Source organism: Sporosarcina sp. FSL K6-1508, from assembly GCF_038007465.1.
Classification (GTDB): domain Bacteria; phylum Bacillota; class Bacilli; order Bacillales_A; family Planococcaceae; genus Sporosarcina; species Sporosarcina psychrophila_B.
On record NZ_JBBOXF010000001.1, the window covers coordinates 3,312,059 to 3,338,833 of the forward strand.

The following is a 26,775-nucleotide window of genomic DNA, read 5'->3' on the forward strand; positions in this document are numbered from 1 at the left end:
AATTCAATAAAAATGAGGCACCTCCCCAAATCCGGTATAATGGTAGCGACTAAACAACCTAACCGAGTGGAGTGAATGCCTCATGACTATTATAAAACAAATTAGCCTGTTTGACATCCAACAATTATTCGAAATGGAAAGTTCGTACCGTTTTGAAGCGATTTTTTCCACTTTCGATGTGCAACCAATCTTTCATCTGTTTTCTAAAAAGACGCTGCGTGGTGCTCCGCGTGAATGTAATTATGGTGCGATGATTCAATCATTGATAATTCGTATTGTAGAACGTATCCCAACCGTAAAGGATTTAATAAAACGGTTAGTCAACGATCCTTTATTCCGTCTAGATTGCGGGTTTCTTGTCTCAGATTCTGTACCTTCAGAGGCATCTTATTCACGTATGATCGGTGTAATTAGTCAGTCTGATGTGCTTGATAACATGCAGGATGAACTGATTCAAATGGTCTTTTTAGAAGGCTTTCTTTGCGATGAACACCTTGCCTTTGATGCCACGCATTTCGAAGCACGTGACGCTTCAAAACCTTCTGAGAAAAAAGAGGCTAAGCCGCCGAAGAAACGTGGACGTAAAGCAAAAGAAGAACAGGCAGCTTGGCTCGCTGAACAAGCAGAAATCGAAGCGAATTTAACAACCTACGAAAAGAAATTGGAAGCCCAGTTGTCGATTTCAGCTGAAACACTTTGGCAGGACATACCGATTGAGCCGAAGTGGGGCATCAAGAAAAATAGTGACGGGAAAAATATGTTCTGGTACGGCTTTAAGGGACATCTGGCTGTTTCATCGAAAAGCCAGTATATTGTAGGGCGCCTTATGTCGTCGGGTAATTTATCTGACAGTAAAGCGGCCATTCCACTGCTAAAAAAGGTAGCTACCCTTTTGCCAAAACATTTTACGACAGCGCTATTCGATGCGGGTTATGATTATGAATCGATCTATAAACAAGCACTAGCGCAAACGATGCGTGTCGTGATTCCATACAATGTTCGAAATGAAGGCGAATATATAGGATTCGATGAACACTTTCGCCCAACTTGTGTACGTGAGCATAGCTACTGTTACGACAGCTTCGATGAAAAATACCATACATTAAAATTTACCCGCCCGAAAGAATGCATAACATGTCCATTGAGAGAGGATTCACTCTGTCAAAAGGTGTTCAAAATCAAATGTGAAGCGGATATTCGAAAATACACGTATCCAGCACGTGGCTCAGAATTATGGAAGAAACTTTATAAAGAACGTACCGCAGTAGAACGCGTCAACGCCTATTTAAAAGAATACTTTCAATTGAACAACGTCCGTCACCGAACAGGTAAAAAAGCAAAACTGCACTTCAACCTTGTGACGTTTATTTATAATGCCTGCAAATTGGCTGTCGATCGAATGGATGCCTTATTACAAACAAAAAGTAAAGCGGCTTAATTTTTAAAAGCATAAATTTTGATACGGGAGAAGTCTAAGCTCTTGAAAAAGATGATTTATGAAATTGATTCAATTATATAAAATTTGAAGAGTCAATCTTTAGGATGTGAAGGTGGATTATTTATTAATCAAATCAGAAGTGTCTCTAAAAAAGAGGCCTCTGCTCGCAACAGCAAATCCGAACAGACCAGGCACAAATACAATTGCCTTTCAAGTAATCACACAATCAATAATATCTTTGCCCCTTTTTGAATATCATAAAAGAGATGAATATACGAGGAGAGAACTATATGCAAATACATGTAGTACATCCAGGGGAGACTTTGTGGTTGATCGCACAACGCTACGGTATTACGGTGACCCAAATTGCAACAGCTAACCAGTTGGAAAGTCCAAGTAAACTTGTAAGCGGGTTGGCTCTAGTTATTCCAACGCCTGCTCGGACACATACTATACGTCCCGGTGAAAATCTATCGGAAATTGCACAACGCTATAATTCCACTATCGAGGAAATCAGTAAAACGAATCAAATACAAAATCCCGATATGATTTTATCAGGCACTACTTTAAGCATTTCTCACCATAAACCAGTTATCGACGTAAACGCTTATACCATCAATACAGAAGAAACTGGAGCCAGGGAAATTCAAGAAGTAGGCCGATATTTAACTTACTGGATGCCTTTCGTCTATACGATTCGCGAAGATGGCGGACTAAATGCTATTGACGATACTGAAATGCTTCGATCTGCCGCTGCCGAGAGAGTCGTTCCCGTGCTAGTGATTACAAATTTCAGTTCCACAGCTGCCGGATCTAGTCTTGCACACACTGTTCTTGCAAGCACCGAAATCCAAGAATCTTTATTAGCGAATATCTTAAACGTTATAAAGGAAAAAGGGTATCAAGGTTTAAATATTGATTTTGAAAATGTGTTCCCGGCCGATCGTGAATTATATAACCAATTTTTGCAGCGGGCGGTTGACCGCTTGCATCCTGAAGGCTATACCGTCTCAACAGCCCTTGCCCCGAAAATTAGCGGTGAACAAAGAGGGTTATTATACGAGGCACATGATTACGCGGTACATGGAAGAATTGTTGACTTTACCGTACTGATGACCTATGAATGGGGTTACCGTTTGGGGCCGCCGCAAGCAATTTCTCCTTTGAACGAAATAAAAAAGGTGCTGGATTACGCCGTTTCCGTGATACCAAGAAATAAAATATTATTTGGTTTTCAAATCTATGCGCGCGACTGGCTGCTTCCCCACGAGCAAGGACAAGAAGCGGAAACATTCAGCCAGCAGGAAGCGATTCGCCGAGCTATCCAGTATGGTGCAACTATTCAATATGACCCAGTAGCTCAGTCTCCATTTTATCGATATACTGATGCACAGGGCCGCAACCACGAAGTCTGGTTTGAAGATGCCCGTAGTGCACAGGCGAAGTTCGATGTGGTGAAAGACTATAATTTACGTGGCATCAGTTACTGGGTTCTTGGATATCCTTTCCCGCAAAATTGGTTGTTGCTGGAAGACAACTTTACAATCCGGAAAAGGCGCTAGTTCGACATTACGTTTTTAAAATACCTGACTGAAAAACCTGTCCTCGACTGATATTAATTAGTCGAGAGCAGGTTTTTCTTTACTTTTAACGATGGGAGGCACTTCAAAGTAAGTCCACATACGCCAAATCCATTCCATTGGTCCGTATAGGAAAAAATGCAACCAAATTCTACTGAAGCTGAATTGGATTAGGCAAATACCTGCACAAAGGAAAAATGATTGAGTATAAGAAATACGCTCGAACAAATCAAACATATGACCAACAATTAAGATGAATGCTGTCTGCAGCAAATAATTTGTTAAAGCCATTCGACCATAAAACTTTAAAGGAGACAAGACTTTTTGCATCAACGGAAGTTGTAGCAATAAAATCAACGAACCAATGAAGAATGCAGACAGAAGTGGTCCAATCATCAGGCCGATTTTCATAAATTGATTGGCCTGCTCAATCGTCGGTTCATTAACCCCTTCTAAAATAAATGGGTAAAAAGTTTCCAATGGCACATGCTTATATTGAATAAGTAAGCCTATAGCGCTCAAAACAAACATGATTGCCGTGAAAATGGAGATCATACGGATTTTTTTGTGTAATTCCTCAAAAAATTGATATTGCCCGGCCGCGTATCCTATTAATATAAGCGGTAAAGGCATTAACGCCTTTAAGGATAGATAACTCGTCAAGATTAACAACACAAGACCAACTATCATCTAGTATATCGATTCGTTTGTTCAGTTCAATTGGCCGCAAGACTTTCTCTCCTCTCAAAGTACAATTGACCCAATCATACAAATCCACCTGCAAAAACGATATAGAATAACATGACAATGACCTTTCATTTATGTCACATAGCCTTTTTGCTCGGATATAGAAGTGCTGAATTTGAACCCTACTATACTTTTATAGGTGTAGAAAGTCACATGTGTTGATTAACCACAGTTAAACAGCGGGAAGGTATTATGATTATTTCATCCAAAGCGAGCTGGAAATGTACACGTTCAAATATAGACTTTTATGCTTTTCTTACAGGCGCTTTATATAAGAAAATGGTTAATTATCAAGCATCAAAGAAAGTCGATAAATTCCTACTTTAGGTAATCAATCGCTTCTACGACCTCGCACTGATTTGATTCAGATAGAAATTGCTTGACGAGATGAACATGGCCTCCTCCGATTAAGAGAAGGATTCGTTCCTCTGATGTAGATATGAGTTTCCGTACATTCGAATAGATGATTAGATTCCGTTTATACCACCAGCTTAGCCAATCCGCTGCAACAAACTCATCCATTTTTCCAATCATTGCATAGTCCATATAAAATTGATGGTTCCATTTTACTGATTGAGGGTGGTTGATACGTTGAAAAGCTTCTAGTAACTTCAATTCAGAAAGAATACGTGCATCGTTCTGCATAGGTTTAATATAATTTTCCGTTATACTTTCATACCATTCTGGTTGTTGTTCACTTGCATATTGTAATGCTTCATCGAATGATGGATAGTTTGTTTCACTCCCCATCCAATCGATACACGAAATTTCTTCTATGCCTGATCTTTTTGCCAATGGGAAACCGATAATCTCCACTTCATCTTTTGGCGAAATAGTATTCCCATTTCGATAATCTCGGAATTTCTCATTTACTTTCCCCTGCAATTCCGTTAATACTTCGACAGCCAATTTTGTTGGGTGAAATGCTCCTAGCGCTTCTACTAATTCATCTACTTGTTCAGCAAAATCACCGACCACCTTTTTCTCTACAGAAACCATATCATTCGTTTCCCCTAAGTGGTAAACACCAACCACCATGACTTTCGCACGCATACTATCTCTCCTATCACAATAATTATCTGAATTATTATAACAGATAATTACAAAGTGTAGACCATTCAATAGGTCGCTTTTCGAAATCTGTGATTAAAAAACATCCGTTTCACCGACACTATAGGGGATTAGTCCACTTCAAACGAAAGGAGTCCTCGTCTTGAAACAACAAAGTGAACAACAGTCACAGCAAGATCAAGCGCAAACAGATCAGCAATTTCAGAAGCATAAGAAACAGGCACTTCAAGCGATGCAACAGGCCGTACAAACGATACAACAAATCAATTCGATGACTGATCAGCAATCGGTGCAGCAGGCGCAACAGCAGCTTCAACAGGCGTCCCAACTAATGAATCAAATGCAAGGGACTGCGGTTACACAATCGACGACCGCCGTCCAGCAACAATTGGAGCAAGTTAGGCAACAAATTGAACAGGCTGCGCAAACATTGCAACTGATCCAATCGCTGAACAGCGGAAATAATAGTTTCAAAAAAGGATAAAACCTGCCTTCGACTTATTTCAACTAGTCGAAGGCAGGTTTTTCTTTTCTAGTAATGCCGCTTTTACCGCTTCTTTAATTTCCTGATACCCCGTGCACCTACATAGATTTGACCGCAGCCATTCATCAATCATCTCATCATCGGCATCAGGATGATTTTCCACCAAAGCATGAGCATTGACAATGAATCCTGGCGTGCAGTATCCGCATTGAATAGCCCACTTTTCAACGAATGCTTTTTGAACAGGAGAATTCAACAATCCTTCGATCGTTGTAATCGATTCGTTCACCGTTTCAATCGATAAGGATAGACAGGAATGCATCGGATTCCCATTTACAAGCACTGTACAAGCCCCGCAATCGCCGTTTTCACATGCTTGTTTTGCACCCGTCAATCCAAGTTGCTCGCGTAATGTATGCAAGAGTGTATCGGCGGATCGGATGACTGCGTCGTGGGTTTGCCCATTTACATGAAGTTGAATGATTGTTTTTGACTTTTCAGTTGAAATGATCATTTTTTTGCCTCCAATACTTCCAATGTATCTGTTAATACATTTTTCAAGACATATTCTCGGTATTTCGCGGATGCATAAATATCTTGGACGATTGTTGCCGGAAGCTTGGCAACCGCCTTATCGACTCGATCCAATTCAGTCAATGACGTATCGTTTAACACGCCTTCAACTACAGTTGAACGAAAAGGATGTTCGCAAACTCCGCTAAATGCGACGCGAATGTGATTATCTTTCACTAATGCCGCGACAGATACGACCGGATAACCTACCTTTGACATTCTCGTTCTTTTTAGATTGATAAAAGGTAAATCGAGATAGGACGTGTCAACATGTATTTGCACTAGAAAGGTCATTTTATCCATCTTTTTATTAAAAAGATCTTCCAAAGGGTGCATTTCTACCTCATTCTTTACAGCAAGCATCACTTTTGCATCTGTTACCAAAAAAGGAAGCATGCCTTCTCGGTATATGAATTGGCTGTTCATGTTGCCGCCGATTGTAATTTTGTTTCGAGATGTGTGATCCGCAATTTGTTTAACTGTCTGGCCTAATAAAGGGAACAAATTGGACTCGGTGATTTTATTCAACGACACTGCTGCCCCGATGATCAATTTATCCCCCTGCAATTCTAAAACATTGCATTCAGGTATCCCTTTAATGTCAATAACCGCATCGGCACTTATTGTATTCACCCGAGCGAATGTAATAATTTCTGTTCCCCCAGAGTAGTACATGACCTTTTTCCCGAGTTTATGAGCCCGGTTAAACGTCTCAACCGCTTCGTCTAGAGACGAGGGTTTATAATAGTCAAAGTCGAAGGAAATCATTGTCCACTCTCCTTCCTCATTTTCCATATGAATTCTGGAATGAGTGGCAACTCGTTTAACTCAACTTGCGCTGCCACGGAAAGACTGTTTGCAAGTGCCGCCGCCATTCCAATCACCCCATACTCCCCAATTCCTCGCGCACCATACGGTCCATCAGCAGATGGGGTCTCAATGAAATCAACGAGGTATTGTGCGGGCTGTTCTCCGAAACGCAAGAGTTGATAATTGCGTAAATCTGGGTTTTGCATAACACCTTGTTCATCGAAAACAAACGTTTCAGTGCTTGCAAAACTAAGTCCCATGTACATGCCGCCTCTCATTTGCTGCAGTGCTGTAGTTGGGTTAATAATCGTGCCGCCATCAAGGACTGTCACCGCCTTTAGTACTTTGTACGTACAATCACGCTGATTCCATTCAACTTCAACCGCTTGGACCCCAACTGACCACCAAGGACCTGGTTTCCCGAATCCCGTTTCTTTATCCATCGGCGTCAAATGCCGTTGGATATGTTTTCCGACGCCGACAATTTGCCCACCAATGGAATGTCCGCTCGGGTATGTGTATCCTAAAGCCAGGTCTTTGAATCCGACACCGTACGTTGGATCGGGCTTTAAATAGACACGTCCGTCGCCCACATCCAAATCTTCTTCTGCACATTGCAAAACAGCGGCTGCAGTTTTCTTCAATTGGGTAACTGCATTTTCGGCGGCAGCCAATACCGCCCGTCCCGCCAAAAAAGTAGTGCTACTCGCCACCGTCCGCCACTGATGAGGGTCATACTGTGTATTTACTTCCATCGTCACATGGATTTTGTCCATTCCAAGCTTCAGTTTCTCGGCGACAATTTGTGCGAGAATCGTTTTAGTACCTTGTCCCAGTTCAATCGCTGCGCAATTTAAATTCACACTCCCATCCGCCTCAAAAGTCAAAACGGCTCCAGCTTGGGCGTTCGTTGCGGTGGTTGATGTTTTCCAAAACATGCTGATCCCCTTTGATCGGATGGCTTTTTTGCTTACCTCAATCCGCTCGCCTTCATCCCACTTGATCAATTCTTTTGCCCGAATCATGCATTTCTCCACATCACCGATATTATTCGCAGTAAGTACAGTTTGAGTCGGTGTCGTGTTACCAGGTTTGATCCCGTTTAGTATTCGCAATTGGATGGGATCCATATTTAACTTTCGAGCCAATTGATCCATCGTTCTTTCTACTGCAAATGTCAATTCCGGATGGGCGTAGCCTCTGAACGAGGTTGCAAAAGTATGATTCGTATACATGCAGTAGGAGTCACACCAGACATTAGGGATATGATACGGACCTGTACAATCAATTGCTGCCGCCCTCGTTATGCCCGCCGCCTGGTCCGTGTAAGCTCCAGAATCAATCAGAAATGTATACTGTCCCGCAAGTAATTTACCGTCCTTGTCGACACCTAGTTTAATGGTGGCGTCAAATCCGATATGACAGGGAGCCGTTCTCATATCCTCCTCGCGCTCCAATTGTAGCTTCACCATTTTTCCACCAACGGCTTTCGATGCCAAATAAGCAAGGGGTTCCAACTGTACAGTCCCCTTCCCTCCGAAGGCACCGCCGACTAGAGGAATATGAACAATTACATTGCCGACTTCAATATTGAAAAACTGATTCAAGACCTTTTTAATCGTGTATGGCGATTGGGAACATGAATGGACAATGACTTTACCTTCTGGATTAATTTCAACCCGTGTACTGCGCGTTTCCAGTGCGGCATGATCTGAAAGATTAAAATTGTATGTAGCCGATACCGTTTCGGCGCAGTTTTTCCATGCTGAACCTAAATCCCCTTTACGGATTTTAATATGACTGCCGATATTTGTCCCTGGAACTGGATAGACATCACTGATAATTTTCATATACTGCCCTAAATCAGGATGGATTAAGGGAGCATCTGTTTCAAATGCCTGTTTTGCGGAATTCACAATAGGTAAAGGCTCATACTTAATCTTCACCTTACTGGCAGCTAGTTTTGCTTGATGTTCATGATCTGCGACAATAATGGCTACCGGTTCACCATAATACCGAACTTTTTCAAATGCTAATGGCGGTCGATCAGCAAGTATTGGTCCGATATGGAAAGGAAACATGTCTCCTGTTACAATTGCCCGTACCCCCGGAACTTTCCATGCCTCCTTTGTATCCATTGCAGTGATAGTGGCGTGGGCATTGGTGCTTGTCACGAGTTTCGCATGCAACATGCCTGGCACCGCGTAATCCCCAATATATCGAACTTTCCCTGTCACTTTTTCAACTGCATCAATTCTATGTTCAGACTTACCAACAGTAGTTCGTATTGTGCTATCCATGATTAATCCTCCTGACTTCTTAGCGTGCGACAATAATCATTGTGTCTTCGTCTATTTCATGTGCAGAAGCATCCATGATTTTCTCTAAAGTCATGCTAATTTTTTGCAAATGCTTTTTATTATCCGCTATGAAAACAGTTGCACCTCCAGCCTGGATGGTTTCCGGTTTCATCGTAATGACGGCAACAATCTCTGAATGCTGATTTTCCAAACCTTTCAACTCCCTTTATATAGGATGCAAAAAATGTTACGCTTACGATTTTGAAGTTTTTTAATTTCAGCAAAAACTCTATGGAGATGACTCATTTACCTTTATCTGCTTCTTTTGGCAATCGAATCGCACTATCTAGTACTGGTACTTTCTCTATTACTGCCTTAATTTGTTGAAAATCTTTTTCTCGCGGCAAAAAGAAAAGTGCAATCCGGCCATCTGCCATATCTCTTTTGGTAAGTGGCAGTAGTGCAGGTTCACCTGAATCCAGATATGCGCCTAATACAGTCGCTATATGATGTAACATCGCTTGCCGCTGACCAAGGAAGGACAATGTGATAACACTGTTTTCATTCTTAGGGGTGACAATTGCACCAACTGCCCGTTCTGTGATGACATGTCTCGTATCCTCAAGCCCGACATTTTTAATTAGAATATCGCCAACAAAGAGCGTTGGACCTTCAAAGCGAATCTCCGCTTCCGTAACGTCAGCAATTGCCGATAGTGATTTTCCCGTCATATTGTATTTCACAATAATAAGCATGACAACCCCACCAATAATTCCGAACCAAATAGAAAATACCGAGCATAGCGTCGTCACAAGACCAGTAAACATCACTAAATAATTACGGCTTTCAAACGCCTGCGCCATTCCTTCAATGAATGGCGTGCCACGTTTTACAAGTTCACTCGTATCGATTTTTTCAAGTGACTCCCTCTCCATTTTCCGAACTTCTCGAAACTGTGTTGCAGCAAGTCCAAGAAACGTCACAGCGGTCCAATCGGATTCAAGTACCGCAGGAATCGCAACCGCTCCGATGAAGGCCGCTATAAATCCGAAAGATAGATGAATAATCCGTCCTTGTGGATATGTAGGATACTGCCGGAAATCGGTACGCAATAGAACTGTCCGTGCTAAAAAGCCAAAAATGATTCCTGCAATAACTGGAAGTAAATACTGATCCATGACTTATCCTCCCCTTATGAAAAGTAGTTTAACCAAAGTGGTGTTTGATTAGTATGAACAATCCATGAATCGCATAGAAGTTCGGCACAATGGCTACAGTCAGTAGTAAGGGGTGGAGATATGGAGACAATTCAGCAACTGATTGAAAAAATATTGAGTGATGGCCGGCCTGCTGTACTTGCAATGATTGTTAATGTAGAAGGATCAGCTTATAGAAAAGAAGGAGCCTGGATGTTGATACGGGAAAATGATTCACAAATCGGTGTGATTAGCGGAGGCTGTCTTGAAAGTGATTTACGGAGTCGTGCGCGGAAACTCTTCAATACAGGAAAAGCTGAAATTCATCGTTATGATTTGAGTGCGGAAGACGATCTTGGGTGGGGACGCGGTGCGGGATGCAATGGAGTTGTTACCGTCATGATTCGGGACATTAATTCTAAGTTCCGACGAGCCATCACATTTCTAAATAAACAGCTGCTAGCAAAAGATCCTGTTACTTTCATCCAATCGATGAATAATTTTGACACGTATTCATTTAGAAGCAGAAATGGTGAACAATATGGTGATTTGGACTATGTAAGCCAAGATGAATTTACCATCACCACTCCATTTCAACACATTGCAGGGCAGAAAGCCGTTGGTGACGATACGGTTTATCATCAATTGTTGTGGCCTATGCCGAATCTTTACATATTTGGGGCAGGAGTAGATGCCAGACCGCTTGCCCAGCTTGCCGCGCGCGTGGGATACGCTGTCCACATGCTCGACTGGCGCGAATCGCTTTGTAATGAGGTTCATTTCCCTAAAGCGAAGTCTTTTCAAACAGGTAATGTGGAGAAATTGATTGGCAACATAAAGTTTAGTTCATTGGATTCAGTCGTCGTTATGACGCATGACTTTCAGAAAGACTTAATGATCATGAAAAAATTGCGTCCTAGTCGATTATTGTATTTCGGTATTTTAGGGTCAAAAAAAAGAACCCTTCGCTTACTTGGCGGAGAAATTCCCGATTGGGTTCGTTCGCCCGTGGGACTTTCCATTGGTGCGGATGGACCTGAGGAAATCGCTGTCAGCATTATAGCCGAACTGATTGCAGTGAAACGGAGGAAAAGAATATGAAAATCGCAGGTATTTATCTTGCTGCCGGAAACAGCAGCCGTATGGGGACCAATAAGTTGGCACTGCCTATTGGGACAATGACTGTAGGGAGCCTAGCACTTGAGATAGTTTTAAAATCGTCACTTGATAAAGTCTATATCATTACAAAGGATGAGGACGATGCGGCTTGGCTTCCCGATGAAATGAAGTTAGATGCGCGATGTACATTCATAAAGTGTCCTACTGCCCATAAAGGCCAGTCCGAATCATTGCGCCGTGGCATCGAACAGGCACAAGCAGATCAAATGGATGCTGTCCTCGTCATACTAGCGGATCAACCCTTCATTACCGTTCAAATGCTCGAAGAGATGATCGCATGCATGAAGAATAACCCGACATGCAGATTCGTAGCTACCATATACGAACAGACAATCACTCCGCCTGTTCTATTTTCGGCTTCCATGTATGGCGAACTTTTAAAGTTACATGGAGACAAAGGAGCGAGGGCTATTTTACAGGGGGATTTTCTTCAAAAGGGAAAACTATTGCCCTGTGCCGATAAGCGGCTCGTATTCGATGTCGATACGAATGAAGATTACCTAACACTACAATCAATAAAAAAAACGAAATGATAGAGTGCCTCCTCTCATTTCGTAATTGTTATTCTCCCATTATCCGTTCTTAATTTAATCAAATGCTTACCATTGCCGAACGTTGTATGTTTGTTTTCAGAGCCAAAAACATTGATTTTTCCGTTGTCCGTTTTAACATCAATCGTAGCATTCGTCGGTTCTTTTTCCGTTTGAACTTCGATTTCCCCATTATCTGTCGTCAATTCAATCGGTCGATCTAAGTTGTTTGTCACCAAAGATATTCCACCATTATCTGTTTTCCCAGTTATCTGACCTGCGACAGATTCAAGATGTATTTTTCCGTTATCTGTTTGAAGATTGACAGTAATAGCCTCTACATTTTTCATATCAATCGTGCCATTATCTGTTTCCAACGCTATATCCTTCACCTGGATACTTTCCACTTTGATTTGTCCGTTATCGGTTTCAGCTTGTAGTTTGTCATATTGTTTTTCCGGCACTTTCACAAGTAATTTTAAGTTGAAAGAAGAAAAACCGAAATTAATGAAACTTCTCCGCTTTTCTTTAAATTGAATGGCTAGTGTATCTCCTTTTACATCAGCCTTGAATGTGAATTTCGATTTTTTCTTTGTTTTACCTGAATACTCCACTGTCGTAACCGAATCATTGGTCGGAACAATTTCCACCGTTGCATTGTCCGCCAAAATCTCAATAGTAGTGAATGAAGAATCATCTACTACTATTTTTTTTGCATTCTTTACAAGTAAATCTTTCGGTGCAAATATCAATGTAATTCCACCTATAACGATTAAAAACAGCACTACAATGATGACTAATTTGTTTTTGAAAATCAACTTTCCTCAGACCACCTTTCATAAGGGTGTAGCAAGCGTAGCCGATATGAATTCATCGCCGTTTCTCCAAGTTGGTCAAGCAGATTATAGTTGGCAAACGCACCGACAATTGCTCCGAAGCCAGGGATTAATTGGAACATCTTTACTAAATCGATATGATCCCGATACCCTTGTTGAAAATCTCTCCAGTCCATATCCGCAATTAAATGTTTCTGAACTTCCCAATCTTCAATGATAGCCAATGTTTCTTTCCTTGTTTCTTCGCTTGAAAAAGCGAGCTGGAATACGTGTAAAAGGAATAAACGCTCTTCATATTCATTCGGATCAAATCCATAAACGGTTGCAGCTTCAAACAGGAATTTCATTTTAATCGATAACAACAACGGGAAATCGGCTAGCCCCAGCATAATCCCCCCTGCTCCAGTCCCCGCGCCTTCAACGACAGCCGTTTTGCGAAATAAAGAGAGCTTTTCTTTAAATAACTCATCACGCTCATATAGACTTAACACGGTTGTTGGCCTTTTTTTCGACGTGATGTTTGAACCGACCAAAGTGGCTTTCACCATATTTTTGATGCTCTCAGTCATGACATTATGAACTTTATCTGGAATAAGTCCATTCACTTTCGTTTGCGCTTTTTTCGACGTGCGGCTAATAAGACCCGTTCGTTTTGTCATTTTGTGCTTCCAAAAATGCAATTCCTCTTGCACTTTCATCGTATAATCAACCATAGCTTTGCACCCTTCTTTCCGTGGCAATCATTTACTGATTACACACTAGTATAATGGATAGGAATTTCTTTCAAATGGTCCTGAGAAGTGTTTGTATCTCAGTCTTAGGACGTAGCTAACATGATTCAACATGTATATTCCGCTTCCTGAATAGCAGCCATAAGCAGACGAATAGGATAAATGCGACTCCTTCTAGTGATAAAATATACCACGGATAGGGTCCTAGGTAATCAAGCAAACTTCCATTGGAAGGCTTTTTCCTCAAAAACATGTAATTGCCTTGGAACGAGATATTCGCGAAAACTATAACCGGTAATAGTATGTTTAATGCAGCCATCGTTTTGAGAATTCCTTTAAATGTAGGCCGGTAACCTTTCATCCACGTGAAGTATAAAGCTGTTACTATAATTCCGATATGCGTGTAAAAAAAGTGGAAATACCTGAAATGTGGAAATCCGACATCTAGGACGGGCGTGACCATTGCTTGAATCGCTCCCCCGATGCCTGCAAAAAAGACGAAATCGCACAAATGCCTATTTCCAGTCCATAAGAGAATAATTGCGGCAATCAAACTGACGCTACATAATTCAAGCGGCAACGAATCGCTCAAATCCCATCTTCCAGTCCTGATCATCCAACTATGATAAAGAACTTCCATCGCCAGTAGGGTCAGGGCAAAAAGACGTTCAATTCGTCGGTTTGACATCGGTTGAATAGTTACTCTCTTTTTTAAAATAAAAAGTAGGGAAATCAAAAATAGTAATACACCTACTGCCATCATATGCGCTGTTGAAAACATTACAAAGGAAGGTTCCGTATAACCTGCCATCTTTTTCACCCTTTTCTTATGCACCTTGAATCTTGTATATCATTCGATGAAGTTATTAAATTTCATGAATTAAACGTGAGTTCTCTAATCTTATTCCTCAATTTATTTTCACTGTATTTTACTGAAAGTTATTAATTCCCTGCTATTATATCAAACGAAGTAGGTTTACCGTTGCAGAAAATGTTTATAGAATCATATACTTTCCCTGTTTTGATTTCATATAAAACTTGATAGTTTAAGTTAGCGTTTGAGTAGTCAGAATCGTACTCTTGATTAAAAAATATATTCAATGTATCTCGCTGACTATTTACATTAAAACCACTAAAATAAATAGCATCACTACCTTGTGCAACGTAAATTCCATTTAAAAATATATATGCTGCTTTTTTACCATCAAGGTAAAGATAGATACCATTTTCCACTTCTATATTACTAATAAATTCTTGTACATTATTATTTACACTTTCTGCGTTTATTTCTGAAAATGTAAATGAAGAACTGCAACCCGTTACTACTAAAATGATTCCAATTAACAATAATCTTTTTTTCACATCATCATCCTTGTAAAATGTTTTATTTTACATCTTACTCCTAACACAACAAATACATATCTAACTTTTTAAAGGTATTCGGTATGAGTAATACATTGTTAACCTTTGCATCGTTTATATTTTGCATTCAATCTATAGAAAGCTATAGTGGCAATACATAATTACTCGAGACATAATTATGTAAACCCTGGTTTAATTTTTCCAGGAAAACAAAAACGACATCCCTGTGAGATTTCATGTACCTTAAGAGGTGTCGTCTACATGATTTGCTTTCTTCTTCCCAACATCTAGCTTATGACACGATCCATTAACCGCAAATTATTCATTAATGTCACTGTGAAGGCCCTAAATGATGTCCGACCAATTTGAGTAAAAAAGACTCCTCAATTCTTATTAGAAAATCACTTTTTTTCTTTAGTAAAACCTGCTTTTTCAAGCCGTAAAGTGCTGATTATCGCAATTACCGCAAATAGAAGTGAAAATAAAACAAGAATTACAGTCAACCATATATCTCTATAATGAAAATGAAAGGATTCAAATGCGAGAAAAGCTGAATAAATAGCTACAACAATAGAAATTAGAATGGCTAACACTTTATACTTTGTAAAACTATACAAAATGTCCAATATAATTACCAAGACAGCTATCAGAATTCCATGAAATGCAGCTTTTTGGAGATCAGCGTATACCAAATCGATTTCTTGAACTCCAGTAAGATAATAATTTGTATTGTAAGCAATAATCAATGATAATAATGATAGCCCATACGTGCTGAATCTTATTATTGTTGAAACCTTCGAATTCCATTTAATTCCCCGCACTTTCAACTCGTCCTCCATTCTAGCAGTCCTGCATACGGCCTGCATCCTCGCTATTACTTTCCCTTACTTATAAAATATCACTAGTGTTGCATAAAAAAATGATTTAAAATTCTTACTATTTATTTTTACGGCGTTGAGCCAAAAAGATATACACTCCAATAAAGGTGGTCCGTCCATTTGGTTTTTATTTACAATTAGACATTTGCGGCAACGACAGTTTAGTTGTTACGGGACTGCTGTCCCTTTGATTTTACGAATCCAAATATGTGCAGGTTTCCAAAGAGAAGCCTTTAAATAGCGACTAATTTTCAAGATTTTATGTTTACTCCGTGTCTTTATTTGCACCAACACATTCAAGCAATATACGATGAGTGCGATATATACCTGATTATGAATGGCCCATTCGCTTTGACCATAGAACTTTTTGATGTTCAAATGTTGTTTGATCCATTTAAAAAACAGTTCAATTGCCCAGCGTGATTTGTACATCTCGGAGATTTCGTCTGCACTCAGGTCAAACCGATTGGTGATGAGTTGTAGTTCATTCCCTTTCGAGTCTATTACTTTGAGTAAGCGAAAGATGTTTTCAGCACGATTTTGAGTTGTACCAATCAACACCGCTTGATCCGATAATACCGTTGTGCCTTCTGGCAATTGGAAGTCTTCACATTCATGGATTACTGCATTTTTACGTAGTCTGGATAAGAAAAAGTAGCCGTCATCTGTCATGCGATCGAAACGTTCGTAATCTAAATATCCACGGTCGAAAACATACATGCATTCCTTGTCATCAACCATGACTTCAAGCTGATTACGATCATGTTCATTCGCTGTTGTAAGCACAGCTTTTTCAGGATAGGACGTTCCTTTTTCCATAAACACAAGACGTAAATGAAGCTTTACCCCAGCTTTCGTTTTGCGGAATTTAGCCCATCGGTGATTGGTTAAATTGAGTGGCAATGTGCTCGAATCAATGATTTTTAAAGGCATAGTGATTTTGGCATAATTTGTTTTTTGATGAATTTGCGCGACTAAATCAAGAAAAAGTTGTTGAAATAGCACGGGATTCATTCCATTGAGCCTGCGGGATAATTGAGAAACGCTTATAGAATCAAGGTTTGTGCTGACTTGAAGATGTTTATTAAAAAGACAATCACTCAGCGCGTGCAGACTTTCCGTTTCATGAAGCTGTGCAAAAAGCAGTAATTTTAAGAATGAATCTGTCGTAAGTTTCTTCGTATAAGCATCTAATCTCATTGTTTTCACGTTTTCTTCAACTAATTGAATATTAATAGGTGAAAACCATTGTCCAAATGAAGTTTTTCGTGTAATCTTGTCCATGAGTAGTTCCTTTTTTAGTGGATTTGGACGGGTTACCACCTGACTTTATCCATTATAAAGGAATTTTTTTATGCAGAAAATAAAGTTAGTGAACATTTCGGGAACTTTTTATATTGAATATATTTTAATGCAACACTAGTGATAAAATATGTATGAATAAATACTAGTATACGCTTATTAAATTTGTTTTTCACCAATTCACACAATTCATTAAAAAAGCCAGCAAAACTTAAGATAGAGATTAGGAAGTAACCACTCTGATACATGAAAAAGAGTAAATCTATCGGAAGATAAACAAATAAATACGGCGTAGCGCTTTACAAGACCTTTTGGTAGGTCACTGAAAAAGTCCTAATACTTGGAATGAATTAGGACTCCTTCCAATACCGCTTCGGCGCTTTGTGGATGCCTCCCGCGATAAGCCGGAAAGGAGAGCACTTTCAGTCTTTTCGCTCCGGCTATCACGAAGTCGCGCCTGCGTTGGATAGTCTTTGAGAAAGCGCATTTCGTTTTCGGGGATGGGACCTACAACCTGGAGTACCATTAATCGATTGAATGTGATCAACGAATGGTCCAATACATGAGGAATGAATTAGAATTCCTACTAATATCGCTTCGACGCTTTGTGGATGCCTCCCGCGATAAGCCGGAAAGGAGACCACTTTCAGTCTTATCGCTCCGGCTACCACGAAGTCGCGTCTTCGCTGGATGGTCTATTTGAGAAAGATCATTTCGTTAGCTGTGATGAAATCTGAAATCTGGAGTGCGTCTTTCTTGAATATAATTAGTATCAACTAGTAATCACCTTATAATCTCGTAATATACATCTCAAAATCACATATTTCTCGATAATCAACACCCTAGCGCAGGCGCGGTAAAGGCACCCCCAAAGCGCCAAGCGTTCTACAATCCACACCCCGAATTACAAATCCCCCATTATTGAGCGCCACAGCAGATTCAATGGGGTTCTTTAATTCAACATATATGAATCAATTTCATAATAGCCATTTTTAAAAATGTGTAGAGTAGCCCCTTGATGATTTTCAAGTTTTTTAAAAATAAAATTTCGATGTAGTTAAGCTACTTGTAACGACTGTTGCTTCATTACTACTCTGATCCGATCCGTGGCTAATTTTGAAGCATTATAAACAAGCGTCACCAATTGGAAGTGCAGCTTCGCTTTCTTTCCAGTTCGATGACGGACATTATTGAGCCCGAAGAATTCTTTTAAATACGCATTGACCCGTTCGACAGCGGTACGTTCCTTGTACAGTTCATCCCACTTTTTCGATCCCCTGGCTGGATTGGTGTACTTCCTGAAATCCGTGGATTGTCTAATTTTATAGGTCTTTTGACAAAGGGTGTCGTGTTGTAATGGACAGGTCGCACATTCTTTCGGGCGTGTATATTTCAGTGTCTTGTATTTCGGATCGAAGCTATCGTAAAGATAGGAATGCTCTACGACACACGTCGGTGCGAAATGCTCGTCGTAACCGACCATCTCTCCTTCGTTGCGTCGATTATACGGAATGACGGCTTGTAGATTTTGGTCAGTCAATTGTTGATAAATCGGTTCGTAGTCGTAACCGGCATCGAAAAGACCTGTGTTAAATAAAGCTGGAAGGTCCCGATCAATTTTCTTCAATAATGGAATGGCTGCTTTCCCGTCATTGAGACTACCGGACGTCATCATACCCGTAAGAATATATTGGCTTTTTGTGCTGACGGCCAAATGACCTTTATAACCAAACCAGAAGGTGTTTTTTCCATCACTGTTTTTCTTGATTCCCCATTTCGGATCGATAGGGGCCTCTTTAAACAACGTTTCTACTGATTCGGATAGCTGATGTACAATCTCTTTTTCATAAATCGGACGCGCTTTCTCCGCCGCCTGTTTTTCTTTCAACCATTGTTCACGTTCGGCTTTTGGCTTGCGACCGCGCTTTTTCGAAGCCGGCTTTTCTTTCTTTTCGGAAGCCTGGGCACGATCCCTCGCCTCGAAATGGGTGGCGTCAATGGCGATGTTTTCTTCGCCAATATGCCCTTCATCGATGGCCAGCAAAATAAGATTGTCATGAATTTGGGTCATCGTATCTGATTCACTGATGACGGTAATCATCCTGGAATAAGAAGCTTCGGATGGGATTTGGTCGGAATGAAGAAAACCACAGTCATAACGAAAAATGGGGTCACGATCCAACCGTCTGACAAGATCCTTGATTGTCACAATACGCTCGACGACGCGAGCGATAAGTGAATAGATCATGGCACCGTAATTCAATTCTCTAGGTGCACCTACTTTTTTCGGTTTATCGAATAGATTCAAGATAGGATTTAAGTTAACTGTTGAAAAAACTGCTTCAAAATGATGGGTGGGTTCCATCTTATATAATTCATGCATGTCAAACAGGCTTTGTTGTCGTATAATGGACATAGGGGCATCTCTCCAGTCTGTTATGTATGTGTCGTAACTTACATTATACAGGATTTGGGGAGGTGCTCTATTTTTTATGTCTTGAAAGCCTTGATACGTAAGGGCTTAGGATTATGAAATTAACTCATATATTAAAAAATAAAATAGAAATCGCTCTAAGCAGAAGCCTATTACTATAATGGATAAAGAAAAACTTCATGCCAAAATGCTTCGTTTCTATCCAATTCAACATCATTAATAATTTAACAAATGGTTTCTGTTTATTAACCACTTACTTACATAAAGCACCTGTAAGAATAGCTTAAAAGTCACATTTGTACATGTGCATCTTTGGCTGTCCCTGTATGGTTAGGAAAGCGAGTATCCACTCGCTCCCAAAAGCTTTAGCACTTCATGTACCTGTATCTTTGGAGAGCGACGGACGAACAACAACCAAACGCTTAACGAATAAACTGCATAGGATATCTAGTGTTTCATCACAAAAGTAAGAAGTATTTACTGGGGAAGATTGTTAATCGGCTCCTTTGTTAACAAAGCTTAAAACATAAAAACGACACTTCCATGAGAACTCAATTGCTCATAGCGGTGTCGTTTTTAATCTGTTTTATAGCGATATGTTCGCTTTCTTTTTCGTGAAATCCATTTTAGGATAATACGCGTCTTTTACCAATAGATTTGGCCCTAAGCAGTTAACCGCGGTACAATGGCAACCAATCGTTTTTGCAAGTGGGCGTTCAAGCCAGCGGTCGAGCATTACAGGAAGCGATTCCGTTTGAATATTGCCCATTGGCGGTGTATCACCAAAATCCGTGACAATCACATCGCCAGTGAAAATATTGACGTTCAGACGGGACCTGCCATCCGGGTCATTACGCACCGATACGTTTTTACTGTTGTAAATTCGTTTTAACAGCGCCAAATCCTCTTCGTTATCACTGCATGCATAAAATGGAAGTGTACCAAACAGCATCCAGACATCTTCGTCACGATGATCTAGCAGCTCGTGAATTGCTTTACGAGTTTCATCCAAAGAAAGCACTTCAAGCTGTGAAGCGAAGTCACTTGGGTACATAGGGTGAACTTCGTGCCTAGCACATTTCATTTCCTCTACTACTTGTCGATGGATATGCTCTAGATGAGGCAGCGTCCGTTTATTCAACATCGTTTCCGCTGAAACCATGACGCCTGCTTCAGCCAATGCCCGGCTGTTATCGATCATCCGCTGAAATTGCTCAGCGCGGCGTTCTCGGGGAGGTTTCCGCTCCATATTGGCGAAGCCGCCATCCACGAAATCCTCGACCGTGCCCCAGTTATGTGAAATATGTAAGACATCTAAATACGGTGCAATCGCCATATAGCGGGCGAGTGGCATCGTTAAGTTCGAATTCATTTGTGTACGAACTCCACGTTCATGCGCATACTTCAATAATGGTAGAACATACTTCTCTATCGACTTTTTGGAGAACATTGGCTCTCCGCCTGTAAGACTTATAGTTCGTAAATGAGGAATTTCCTCCAGCCGAGACAGCAGTAAGTCCAACGGCAGAGCATCCGGATCTTTATGCTGTAACATATACCCAACAGCGCAATGTTCACAGCGCATATTGCATAAATAGGTCGTCGTGAATTCAATGCTCGACAATGTCAGTTTGCCATGCTCCTGTACATCCAAGTACGCTTCCCATGGATCGTAAGCAGGTGTCATTTTTTCGAGTGTTGCTACATCATTTTTCATTTTTAATTAACTCCTATACGTATAATAAGCTACTAAAATAGTATGCACCCCAAACGAATCTTTCGCAAGAGCTTAAAAACACCCCATCCAAGAAATCAACTTGTGGATGGGGTGCTTATATGTCTCGCTTAGAGGCGACAGGCGCTTCCGCTTTTGCTTTTACACTGCAGGTTTATTAGAAAATTGGCTGTTGTACAATTCTGCGTAAAAGCCGTTCTCCTCCAGTAGCTCATTGTGTGTTCCTTGTTCAATTACCTTCCCTTGATCCATTACGATAATTAAATCAGCATCCCGAATCGTTGAAAGACGGTGAGCAATAACGAAGCTCGTTCGGCCTTCCATTAAACGGTTCATCGCCTGTTGAATTAACAGTTCCGTCCGTGTATCTACACTCGACGTCGCTTCATCCAAGATCATAACAGGAGGATTTGCCAGAACAGCACGAGCAATTGTGATAAGTTGCTTTTGTCCTTGTGAAATATTTGATGCTTCTTCATTTAAGAGTGTGTCATAACCCTCCGGCAATGTACGAATAAAGTGGTCGGCATATGCGGTTTTCGATGCTTCGAAAATCTCATCATCCGTTGCACCTTCTTTTCCGTAAGCGATATTGTCTTTAATCGATCCATTAAAGAGCCATGTATCTTGGAGAACCATCCCAAAAGTAGTTCGAAGATCTTTACGTGACATATCCCGTGTGTTGAGTCCGTCAATTGTAATCTTCCCACCGTTCAGTTCGTAAAAACGCATCAATAAATTGATCAATGTCGTTTTCCCAGCACCCGTAGGCCCTACAATGGCGACTGTTTGACCTGGGCTCACGTCAATGTTCATATCTTCAATTAACAAATCGTCCCCGTAACCAAAGTCGACGTGTTCAAAGGTGACTGTACCTTCTGCCCGTGCTAAACTCACTGTCGTCACTTCTTTTATTTCTTCTTCCTCATCAAGCAGTTCAAAGACACGCTCCGCTGCCGCGACAGTTGACTGAATGATATTTGCGATATTCGCCGTTTGCATAATTGGCTGCGTGAATTGACGTGTATACGTAATGAACGCTTGAATATCCCCGATTGAAATGGCACGCTGTGTCACTAAGATACCACCAACTACACAGATAACGACATAACTGAGGTTCCCAATCAAAGACATCACTGGCATAATAATTCCTGAAATGAATTGGGCTTTTCGGCCAGCATCATATAATTGTTCATTCACCTCATCAAATTCAGCAACGGACTTTCGCTCATGGCCGAATGCTTTGACGACTTGGTGACCTGTGTACATCTCTTCAACATGGCTATTCAATTGACCAAGCGTACGTTGTTGGGCAGCGAAATGCCTTTGTGACCTTTTCAAAATTGGCCGAATGCCAAACAGCGATAAAGGTAAACTGACGAGCGCAATAAGCGTCAATACAGGGCTGATCGTTAACATCATGATAAGAATCCCGACAATTGTAACAACCGATGTGATAAATTGCGTCAAACTCTGTTGCAATGTGCTTCCAATTGTATCAATATCATTCGTTACCCGGCTTAATGTTTCTCCAACAGGACGGCCGTCATAATATTTAAGCGGTAGTTTCTTAAGCTTGCCGTTGACATCTTCCCGTAAATCATACACCGTTTTTTGTGCCACACTTGACATGATGTATTGTTGAATATAGCTAAATAGGCTACTGATGACATATAAACCTGCGAGTAGAAGGAGTAATTTACCGATTGCCTCAAAATCGATTCCTGCTCCCGGCACACCTGTGGCCTTCCCATAAGCACCTTCAAATAATTCGGTAATTGCATTTCCCATTATTTTAGGTCCTACAATCATAAAGACCGTACTTAAAATTGCTGCAAAAAATACAGCGATTAATGCATTGCGGCGGGGCAATAGATAACCAATAAGGCGGCGTAATGTACCTTTAAAATCCTTGGCTTTTTTCCCTGCCATCATCACATTTCCTCCTCCAGGTCCCATTGGGGCGCCGCCTTGAGGTCGTGACCGTTTGTGTTCACTCATGCGATTTCCTCCTCTGAGATCTGGGATTCGACGATTTCACGATATACCTGATTCTGTTCAAGAAGTTCTTCGTGGGTACCAATTCCGGCAATACCACCATCGTCTATGACAATGATTTGATCGGCATCGATGACAGTGCTGACACGTTGTGCAACAATGACGACAGTCGCGTGCTCTGTTTCATCTTTCAACGCTGCACGCAAATTTGCATCCGTTTTGTAATCAAGTGCGGAGAAACTATCATCAAAAATGTAAATATCCGGTTTGCGAATTAATGCGCGTGCAATGGACAGCCGTTGTTTTTGACCTCCCGAAACATTCGATCCACCTTGTGAAATAACCGAATCGTAGCCATCATTCATCTTCAAAATGAAATCTTCCGCTTGTGCAATACGCGCGGCATGCTCAATTTCGGTCTCTGTCGCATCTTCTTTGCCGAAACGAATATTCTCAGCAATCGTACCGGAAAATAGTAGCGCTTTTTGTGGTACGAAACCTATTTTGGACCGCACTTCCTCTTGTGATGATTCCCGAATATCGACACCATTGACACGAATTGTACCGGAAGTAACTTCATAAAATCGGGGAATCAAATTAATAAGCGTAGTTTTTCCCGCACCTGTTCCCCCAATAATGGCAGTCACTTCGCCCGATTTCGCGGTAAAGCTAATGTCCGACAATGCCGGCTCCTCGGCACCTGGATAACTGAATGATACCTGATCAAATTCAAGAGTTCCGGGTTCTTTGTCCGCTTTTTTAGTACCTTCATCCAAAAATGTCGGTTTCATCGCAAGCACTTCGTTAATACGTTTTGCTGAAACTGCAGCCCTCGGTATCATGACAAACATCATGGAAGCCATAACAAGAGCGAACATGATTTGCATGACGTATTGAATAAACGCCATTAAATCACCGATCTGCATCGCACCGTTGTCAATTCGAATGCCGCCAAACCAAATGATGCCCACAACAGTTAAGTTCATAACGAGCATCATAACAGGCATTAAAAATGCCATCATCTTATTAACTTTGATTGACACATCAGTCAAATCTTTATTTGCCTTTTTAAGACGAACTTGCTCTTGTTTTTCTCGATTAAACGCACGGATTACACGGATCCCTGTTAAGTTCTCGCGTAATACAAGGTTTAAGCGGTCCAAGCGTTTTTGCACAGTTTGGAACAGTGGTACCCCTTTATAAAGAATAAGCAACACTGAACCGATTAATATAGGCATCGCCGCAACGATAATTAATGATAATTTCGCATCCTTTGAAACGGCCATAATTATACCGCCGACCAACATAATTGGAGCGCTTACGACCATACGAAGCATCATAATGACCACTTGTTGCACTTGTGTAATATCATTCGTCGTTCTTGTAATCAGTGATGCCGTTCCAATTTCATCAAAATCTTCAAGTGAAAAACTCTCCACATGTTTAAATACTTTCCGACGAATATCCCGGCCAAATCCCATTGCTGCTTTTGAAGAGTAGTAACTTGCAACGACAGATGCAACAGCTCCAAATGCAGCCACCAACAGCATGATTCCCCCAATTTTCCAAATGTATGGAATATCACCGACGACTACCCCTTTGTCGATAATATCCGCCATTAGTGTCGGCAAAAATAGATCCGACATCGATTGAATGAAAACGAGTCCCAATATCGCTATCACGATCCACTTATAGACGGATAAATTTTTTAGCAATTTTAACATTCCACAGATTCTCCTTGTTCTATAGTCTTCCTGACATCCACTTTTTAAACAGGCAAAGTGACCGTAAACATGGTACCTTCATTCAATTTACTTTGTACTTCAATGGAACCTTCATGCATGTCGATAATTTTTTTGGTGATGGACAAGCCTAAACCACTTCCGCCCAGTGTACGATTACGTGATTTATCCACTTTATAGAAGCGCTCAAATATATGCTCTTGATCTTCCTCAGCTATGCCCATTCCTGTATCAGCAATGGTCACAACTGCTTCTGAACCGTGCCTATAAAGAGCGATGTTCAGACTGTCACCGCTGGGTGTGAATTTAATACTATTGATAATAAGGTTAATCCATACTTGGCTCATCAGCTCCTCGTCAGCAGTGATCTCTACTTCATCCAATGAAATATCCAACTCCAACGATTTGTCGACCCATTGAGGTTCACAGGATAGAATGATTTCACGTATTTGTTTATCTAACCGATACGCAACTGGCTCAAAAGGGTGATGTTGAGATTCTATGGATGTGAGCTTCAATAAATTATCGCTTAGATTAGCTAAACGCCTGCTTTCAGTCTCAATAATCTCAAGATAATGTTCCCGCTCCTTGAGCGTTAAATCGCTTTGCTTTAATACAGTAGCAAAACCGTTAATGGAAGCGAGCGGTGATTGAATTTCATGCGATACATTGGAAATGAACTCTTGACGCATTTGCTCTATCTGATTAAGCTCCACAGCCATCTGATTAATGCTTTCTACAATTTTCCCAAAAGGATGATCTTTTTTATGTTTAAATTGATTCGTTAACTTGACATTAAAATCACCCTTCGAAATCCTCCTCAAGGCATCAATCATCATTGTGAAAAAATCCATTCGACGCGGAGAAGCAAACCTCGAAAAAATCCAGCTAGTGAGAATGAACAGGGAAATCATGGCGAACAACGTAATCAACCCTTTAGAGAAGTCACTCGTATGCAAATTCCATTTCATATGAATTAGCGAAGTTCCTAAGTAGGCAAGCGACCAGTAGGTGACGGTGACGATTACCCACACAAATACCGCCATCCCGACACGCAGTACTTTTTTCATTCTTCTACCTCCAGCCGATAACCCAATCCACGAATAGTGCAGATTTTAAAAGAACTGCTGTTATCAGAAAAACGCTCGCGCAATCGATTAATATGTACATCAACTGTTCGATCTGTTCCTTCGTAACCATAACCCCATATATCCTCAATCAACTGTTCCCGCGAAAAAGTTTTACCAGGATAGCTTGCCAATTTAAATAGTAATTCAAATTCTTTCAACGGCAGCTCCACATTTCGATTTCCCAAGAACAATTCATAGGTTTTGCGGTTCATCAGCAGTTCGCCCATCTGGACTGTCTGTGAAATTGCAATTCGATAACGTTTAAGTAACGCTTTTACCCGTGCAACAAGCTCAGCCGGCTCAAATGGTTTAACAAGATAATCGTCGGTACCTAATTCAAACCCTTTTACCTTCTGGGTCGTATCGCCTTTGGCTGTCAGCATCAGCAAGGGAATATCATACTGTTTTCTAATTTCTCGGCACAATTCCCATCCGTCCATGTTTGGCATCATTATATCCAGCACTACCAGGTCTGCCTTAAACGACTCCAAGGCTGCCAATGCTTCAATACCATCATCTGCTTCCATAATTTCAAAGCCTTCTGGACGTAAGAAAAGTCTGACCAATTCCCGCATATGCGGATCATCATCTACAATTAATACCTTTGCCATGATTGAAGACCTTCTTTCTTCGCCTAACAATGCGTTCATTTTACAAGGCGCATATAAACTCAATATAAACAACGCTTAGCAAATGAAAATATTTATTAATCACCAAAC

At 40.8% G+C, this 26,775-nt stretch carries 24 protein-coding genes; 5 read left to right on the top strand and 19 right to left on the bottom strand.

Annotated features, from left to right (window positions below; all coding sequences use genetic code 11):
• Positions 1 to 82: 82 nt before the first annotated feature.
• Positions 83 to 1,438, top strand: a complete 1,356-nt coding sequence (locus tag MKZ11_RS16600) for a transposase (protein ID WP_340794459.1) — start codon at positions 83 to 85, stop codon at positions 1,436 to 1,438.
• A gap of 290 nt (positions 1,439 to 1,728) precedes the next feature.
• Positions 1,729 to 3,000, top strand: coding sequence for a LysM peptidoglycan-binding domain-containing protein (locus tag MKZ11_RS16605; RefSeq protein WP_340795480.1), 1,272 nt, complete (start codon positions 1,729 to 1,731; stop codon positions 2,998 to 3,000).
• A gap of 57 nt (positions 3,001 to 3,057) precedes the next feature.
• Here the strand turns inward: MKZ11_RS16605 and MKZ11_RS16610 are convergent, their stop codons facing one another.
• Together MKZ11_RS16610 and MKZ11_RS16615 are read right to left on the bottom strand one after the other, a co-directional pair.
• The gene (locus MKZ11_RS16610) at positions 3,058 to 3,708 is read right to left on the bottom strand and encodes a DUF418 domain-containing protein (protein ID WP_340795481.1); all 651 of its coding nucleotides are present in this window, start codon (positions 3,706 to 3,708) and stop codon (positions 3,058 to 3,060) included.
• 375 nt (positions 3,709 to 4,083) lie between these two features.
• Complete coding sequence (locus MKZ11_RS16615; protein ID WP_340795482.1) at positions 4,084 to 4,818, bottom strand: DUF5694 domain-containing protein; 735 nt, start codon at positions 4,816 to 4,818, stop codon at positions 4,084 to 4,086.
• Between the two features lie 160 nt (positions 4,819 to 4,978).
• On the opposite strand from MKZ11_RS16615, the gene MKZ11_RS16620 reads away from it, so the two are divergent.
• Entirely contained in the window at positions 4,979 to 5,320 is a 342-nt protein-coding gene (locus MKZ11_RS16620) for a hypothetical protein (RefSeq protein ID WP_340795483.1), read from the top strand.
• Between the two features lie 19 nt (positions 5,321 to 5,339).
• On the opposite strand, the gene MKZ11_RS16625 is transcribed toward MKZ11_RS16620, so the two are convergent.
• The 5 genes from MKZ11_RS16625 to MKZ11_RS16645 all read right to left on the bottom strand — a co-directional run bounded on the left by MKZ11_RS16625 (position 5,340) and on the right by MKZ11_RS16645 (position 10,181).
• A complete protein-coding gene (locus MKZ11_RS16625) occupies positions 5,340 to 5,834 on the bottom strand; it encodes a (2Fe-2S)-binding protein (protein ID WP_340795484.1) in 495 nt (164 codons plus the stop codon).
• Positions 5,831 to 6,661, bottom strand: coding sequence for an FAD binding domain-containing protein (locus MKZ11_RS16630; RefSeq protein ID WP_340795485.1), 831 nt, complete (start codon positions 6,659 to 6,661; stop codon positions 5,831 to 5,833). The genes MKZ11_RS16625 and MKZ11_RS16630 overlap by 4 nt, the downstream gene beginning before the upstream one ends.
• Entirely contained in the window at positions 6,658 to 9,003 is a 2,346-nt protein-coding gene (locus tag MKZ11_RS16635) for a xanthine dehydrogenase family protein molybdopterin-binding subunit (RefSeq protein WP_340795486.1), read from the bottom strand. The genes MKZ11_RS16630 and MKZ11_RS16635 overlap by 4 nt, the downstream gene beginning before the upstream one ends.
• A 19-nt stretch (positions 9,004 to 9,022) precedes the next feature.
• On the bottom strand, positions 9,023 to 9,214 hold the full coding sequence (locus MKZ11_RS16640; protein ID WP_340795487.1) for a capping complex subunit for YIEGIA: 192 nt from the start codon (positions 9,212 to 9,214) through the stop codon (positions 9,023 to 9,025).
• A 91-nt stretch (positions 9,215 to 9,305) separates the two neighbouring features.
• Entirely contained in the window at positions 9,306 to 10,181 is an 876-nt protein-coding gene (locus MKZ11_RS16645; RefSeq protein ID WP_340795488.1) for a YIEGIA family protein, read from the bottom strand.
• Positions 10,182 to 10,301: 120 nt separating this feature from the next.
• Between MKZ11_RS16645 and MKZ11_RS16650 the strand changes: the two genes are divergently transcribed.
• Both MKZ11_RS16650 and MKZ11_RS16655 read left to right on the top strand, forming a co-directional pair.
• Positions 10,302 to 11,300 (top strand): XdhC family protein, encoded by a 999-nt coding sequence (locus MKZ11_RS16650; RefSeq protein ID WP_340795489.1) that lies wholly within the window; start codon positions 10,302 to 10,304, stop codon positions 11,298 to 11,300.
• Positions 11,297 to 11,911, top strand: a complete 615-nt coding sequence (locus tag MKZ11_RS16655) for a nucleotidyltransferase family protein (protein ID WP_340795490.1) — start codon at positions 11,297 to 11,299, stop codon at positions 11,909 to 11,911. The genes MKZ11_RS16650 and MKZ11_RS16655 overlap by 4 nt, the downstream gene beginning before the upstream one ends.
• Positions 11,912 to 11,925: 14 nt before the next feature.
• On the opposite strand, the gene MKZ11_RS16660 is transcribed toward MKZ11_RS16655, so the two are convergent.
• The 12 genes from MKZ11_RS16660 to MKZ11_RS16715 form a co-directional block, all read right to left on the bottom strand.
• The gene (locus MKZ11_RS16660) at positions 11,926 to 12,726 is read right to left on the bottom strand and encodes a DUF4097 family beta strand repeat-containing protein (protein ID WP_340795491.1); all 801 of its coding nucleotides are present in this window, start codon (positions 12,724 to 12,726) and stop codon (positions 11,926 to 11,928) included.
• A complete protein-coding gene (locus MKZ11_RS16665) occupies positions 12,723 to 13,457 on the bottom strand; it encodes an EcsC family protein (protein ID WP_340795492.1) in 735 nt (244 codons plus the stop codon). The genes MKZ11_RS16660 and MKZ11_RS16665 overlap by 4 nt, the downstream gene beginning before the upstream one ends.
• 115 nt (positions 13,458 to 13,572) lie before the next feature.
• A complete protein-coding gene (locus tag MKZ11_RS16670) occupies positions 13,573 to 14,286 on the bottom strand; it encodes a YwaF family protein (RefSeq protein ID WP_340795493.1) in 714 nt (237 codons plus the stop codon).
• A 131-nt stretch (positions 14,287 to 14,417) separates the two neighbouring features.
• On the bottom strand, positions 14,418 to 14,837 hold the full coding sequence (locus MKZ11_RS16675; protein WP_340795494.1) for a lipoprotein: 420 nt from the start codon (positions 14,835 to 14,837) through the stop codon (positions 14,418 to 14,420).
• Between the two features lie 401 nt (positions 14,838 to 15,238).
• Complete coding sequence (locus tag MKZ11_RS16680) at positions 15,239 to 15,676, bottom strand: hypothetical protein (protein ID WP_340795495.1); 438 nt, start codon at positions 15,674 to 15,676, stop codon at positions 15,239 to 15,241.
• 207 nt (positions 15,677 to 15,883) lie between these two features.
• Positions 15,884 to 16,999 (bottom strand): IS4 family transposase, encoded by a 1,116-nt coding sequence (locus MKZ11_RS16685; protein ID WP_340792764.1) that lies wholly within the window; start codon positions 16,997 to 16,999, stop codon positions 15,884 to 15,886.
• Positions 17,000 to 18,074: 1,075 nt separating this feature from the next.
• A complete protein-coding gene (locus MKZ11_RS16690; protein ID WP_340792672.1) occupies positions 18,075 to 19,433 on the bottom strand; it encodes an IS1182 family transposase in 1,359 nt (452 codons plus the stop codon).
• 604 nt (positions 19,434 to 20,037) lie between these two features.
• On the bottom strand, positions 20,038 to 21,168 hold the full coding sequence (gene yfkAB, locus MKZ11_RS16695; RefSeq protein WP_340795496.1) for a radical SAM/CxCxxxxC motif protein YfkAB: 1,131 nt from the start codon (positions 21,166 to 21,168) through the stop codon (positions 20,038 to 20,040).
• A 159-nt stretch (positions 21,169 to 21,327) separates the two neighbouring features.
• Positions 21,328 to 23,187 (bottom strand): ABC transporter ATP-binding protein, encoded by a 1,860-nt coding sequence (locus MKZ11_RS16700; protein ID WP_340795497.1) that lies wholly within the window; start codon positions 23,185 to 23,187, stop codon positions 21,328 to 21,330.
• Positions 23,184 to 24,908 carry an ABC transporter ATP-binding protein gene (locus tag MKZ11_RS16705; RefSeq protein ID WP_340795498.1) on the bottom strand — a complete coding sequence of 575 codons (1,725 nt, stop codon included), beginning with the start codon at positions 24,906 to 24,908 and terminating at the stop codon, positions 23,184 to 23,186. The genes MKZ11_RS16700 and MKZ11_RS16705 overlap by 4 nt, the downstream gene beginning before the upstream one ends.
• 44 nt (positions 24,909 to 24,952) lie before the next feature.
• A complete protein-coding gene (locus MKZ11_RS16710) occupies positions 24,953 to 25,996 on the bottom strand; it encodes a sensor histidine kinase (protein ID WP_340795499.1) in 1,044 nt (347 codons plus the stop codon).
• Positions 25,993 to 26,667: a response regulator transcription factor gene (locus MKZ11_RS16715; protein ID WP_340795500.1), complete on the bottom strand. Its 675-nt coding sequence runs from the start codon at positions 26,665 to 26,667 to the stop codon at positions 25,993 to 25,995. The genes MKZ11_RS16710 and MKZ11_RS16715 overlap by 4 nt, the downstream gene beginning before the upstream one ends.
• Between the last annotated feature and the right edge of the window lie 108 nt (positions 26,668 to 26,775).

Bases quoted from the DNA above. Each gene is read 5' to 3' on its own strand.
- MKZ11_RS16600 (WP_340794459.1), top strand. From the start codon at position 83: ATGACTATTATAAAACAAATTAGCCTGTTTGACATCCAACAATTATTC.
- MKZ11_RS16605 (WP_340795480.1), top strand. From the start codon at position 1,729: ATGCAAATACATGTAGTACATCCAGGGGAGACTTTGTGGTTGATCGCA.
- MKZ11_RS16610 (WP_340795481.1), bottom strand. From the start codon at position 3,708: ATGATAGTTGGTCTTGTGTTGTTAATCTTGACGAGTTATCTATCCTTA.
- MKZ11_RS16615 (WP_340795482.1), bottom strand. From the start codon at position 4,818: ATGCGTGCGAAAGTCATGGTGGTTGGTGTTTACCACTTAGGGGAAACG.
- MKZ11_RS16625 (WP_340795484.1), bottom strand. From the start codon at position 5,834: ATGATCATTTCAACTGAAAAGTCAAAAACAATCATTCAACTTCATGTA.
- MKZ11_RS16630 (WP_340795485.1), bottom strand. From the start codon at position 6,661: ATGATTTCCTTCGACTTTGACTATTATAAACCCTCGTCTCTAGACGAA.
- MKZ11_RS16635 (WP_340795486.1), bottom strand. From the start codon at position 9,003: ATGGATAGCACAATACGAACTACTGTTGGTAAGTCTGAACATAGAATT.
- MKZ11_RS16645 (WP_340795488.1), bottom strand. From the start codon at position 10,181: ATGGATCAGTATTTACTTCCAGTTATTGCAGGAATCATTTTTGGCTTT.
- MKZ11_RS16650 (WP_340795489.1), top strand. From the start codon at position 10,302: ATGGAGACAATTCAGCAACTGATTGAAAAAATATTGAGTGATGGCCGG.
- MKZ11_RS16655 (WP_340795490.1), top strand. From the start codon at position 11,297: ATGAAAATCGCAGGTATTTATCTTGCTGCCGGAAACAGCAGCCGTATG.
- MKZ11_RS16665 (WP_340795492.1), bottom strand. From the start codon at position 13,457: ATGGTTGATTATACGATGAAAGTGCAAGAGGAATTGCATTTTTGGAAG.
- MKZ11_RS16670 (WP_340795493.1), bottom strand. From the start codon at position 14,286: ATGGCAGGTTATACGGAACCTTCCTTTGTAATGTTTTCAACAGCGCAT.
- MKZ11_RS16680 (WP_340795495.1), bottom strand. From the start codon at position 15,676: ATGGAGGACGAGTTGAAAGTGCGGGGAATTAAATGGAATTCGAAGGTT.
- MKZ11_RS16685 (WP_340792764.1), bottom strand. From the start codon at position 16,999: ATGGACAAGATTACACGAAAAACTTCATTTGGACAATGGTTTTCACCT.
- MKZ11_RS16690 (WP_340792672.1), bottom strand. From the start codon at position 19,433: ATGTCCATTATACGACAACAAAGCCTGTTTGACATGCATGAATTATAT.
- yfkAB (WP_340795496.1), bottom strand. From the start codon at position 21,168: ATGAAAAATGATGTAGCAACACTCGAAAAAATGACACCTGCTTACGAT.
- MKZ11_RS16700 (WP_340795497.1), bottom strand. From the start codon at position 23,187: ATGAGTGAACACAAACGGTCACGACCTCAAGGCGGCGCCCCAATGGGA.
- MKZ11_RS16705 (WP_340795498.1), bottom strand. From the start codon at position 24,908: ATGTTAAAATTGCTAAAAAATTTATCCGTCTATAAGTGGATCGTGATA.
- MKZ11_RS16710 (WP_340795499.1), bottom strand. From the start codon at position 25,996: ATGAAAAAAGTACTGCGTGTCGGGATGGCGGTATTTGTGTGGGTAATC.
- MKZ11_RS16715 (WP_340795500.1), bottom strand. From the start codon at position 26,667: ATGGCAAAGGTATTAATTGTAGATGATGATCCGCATATGCGGGAATTG.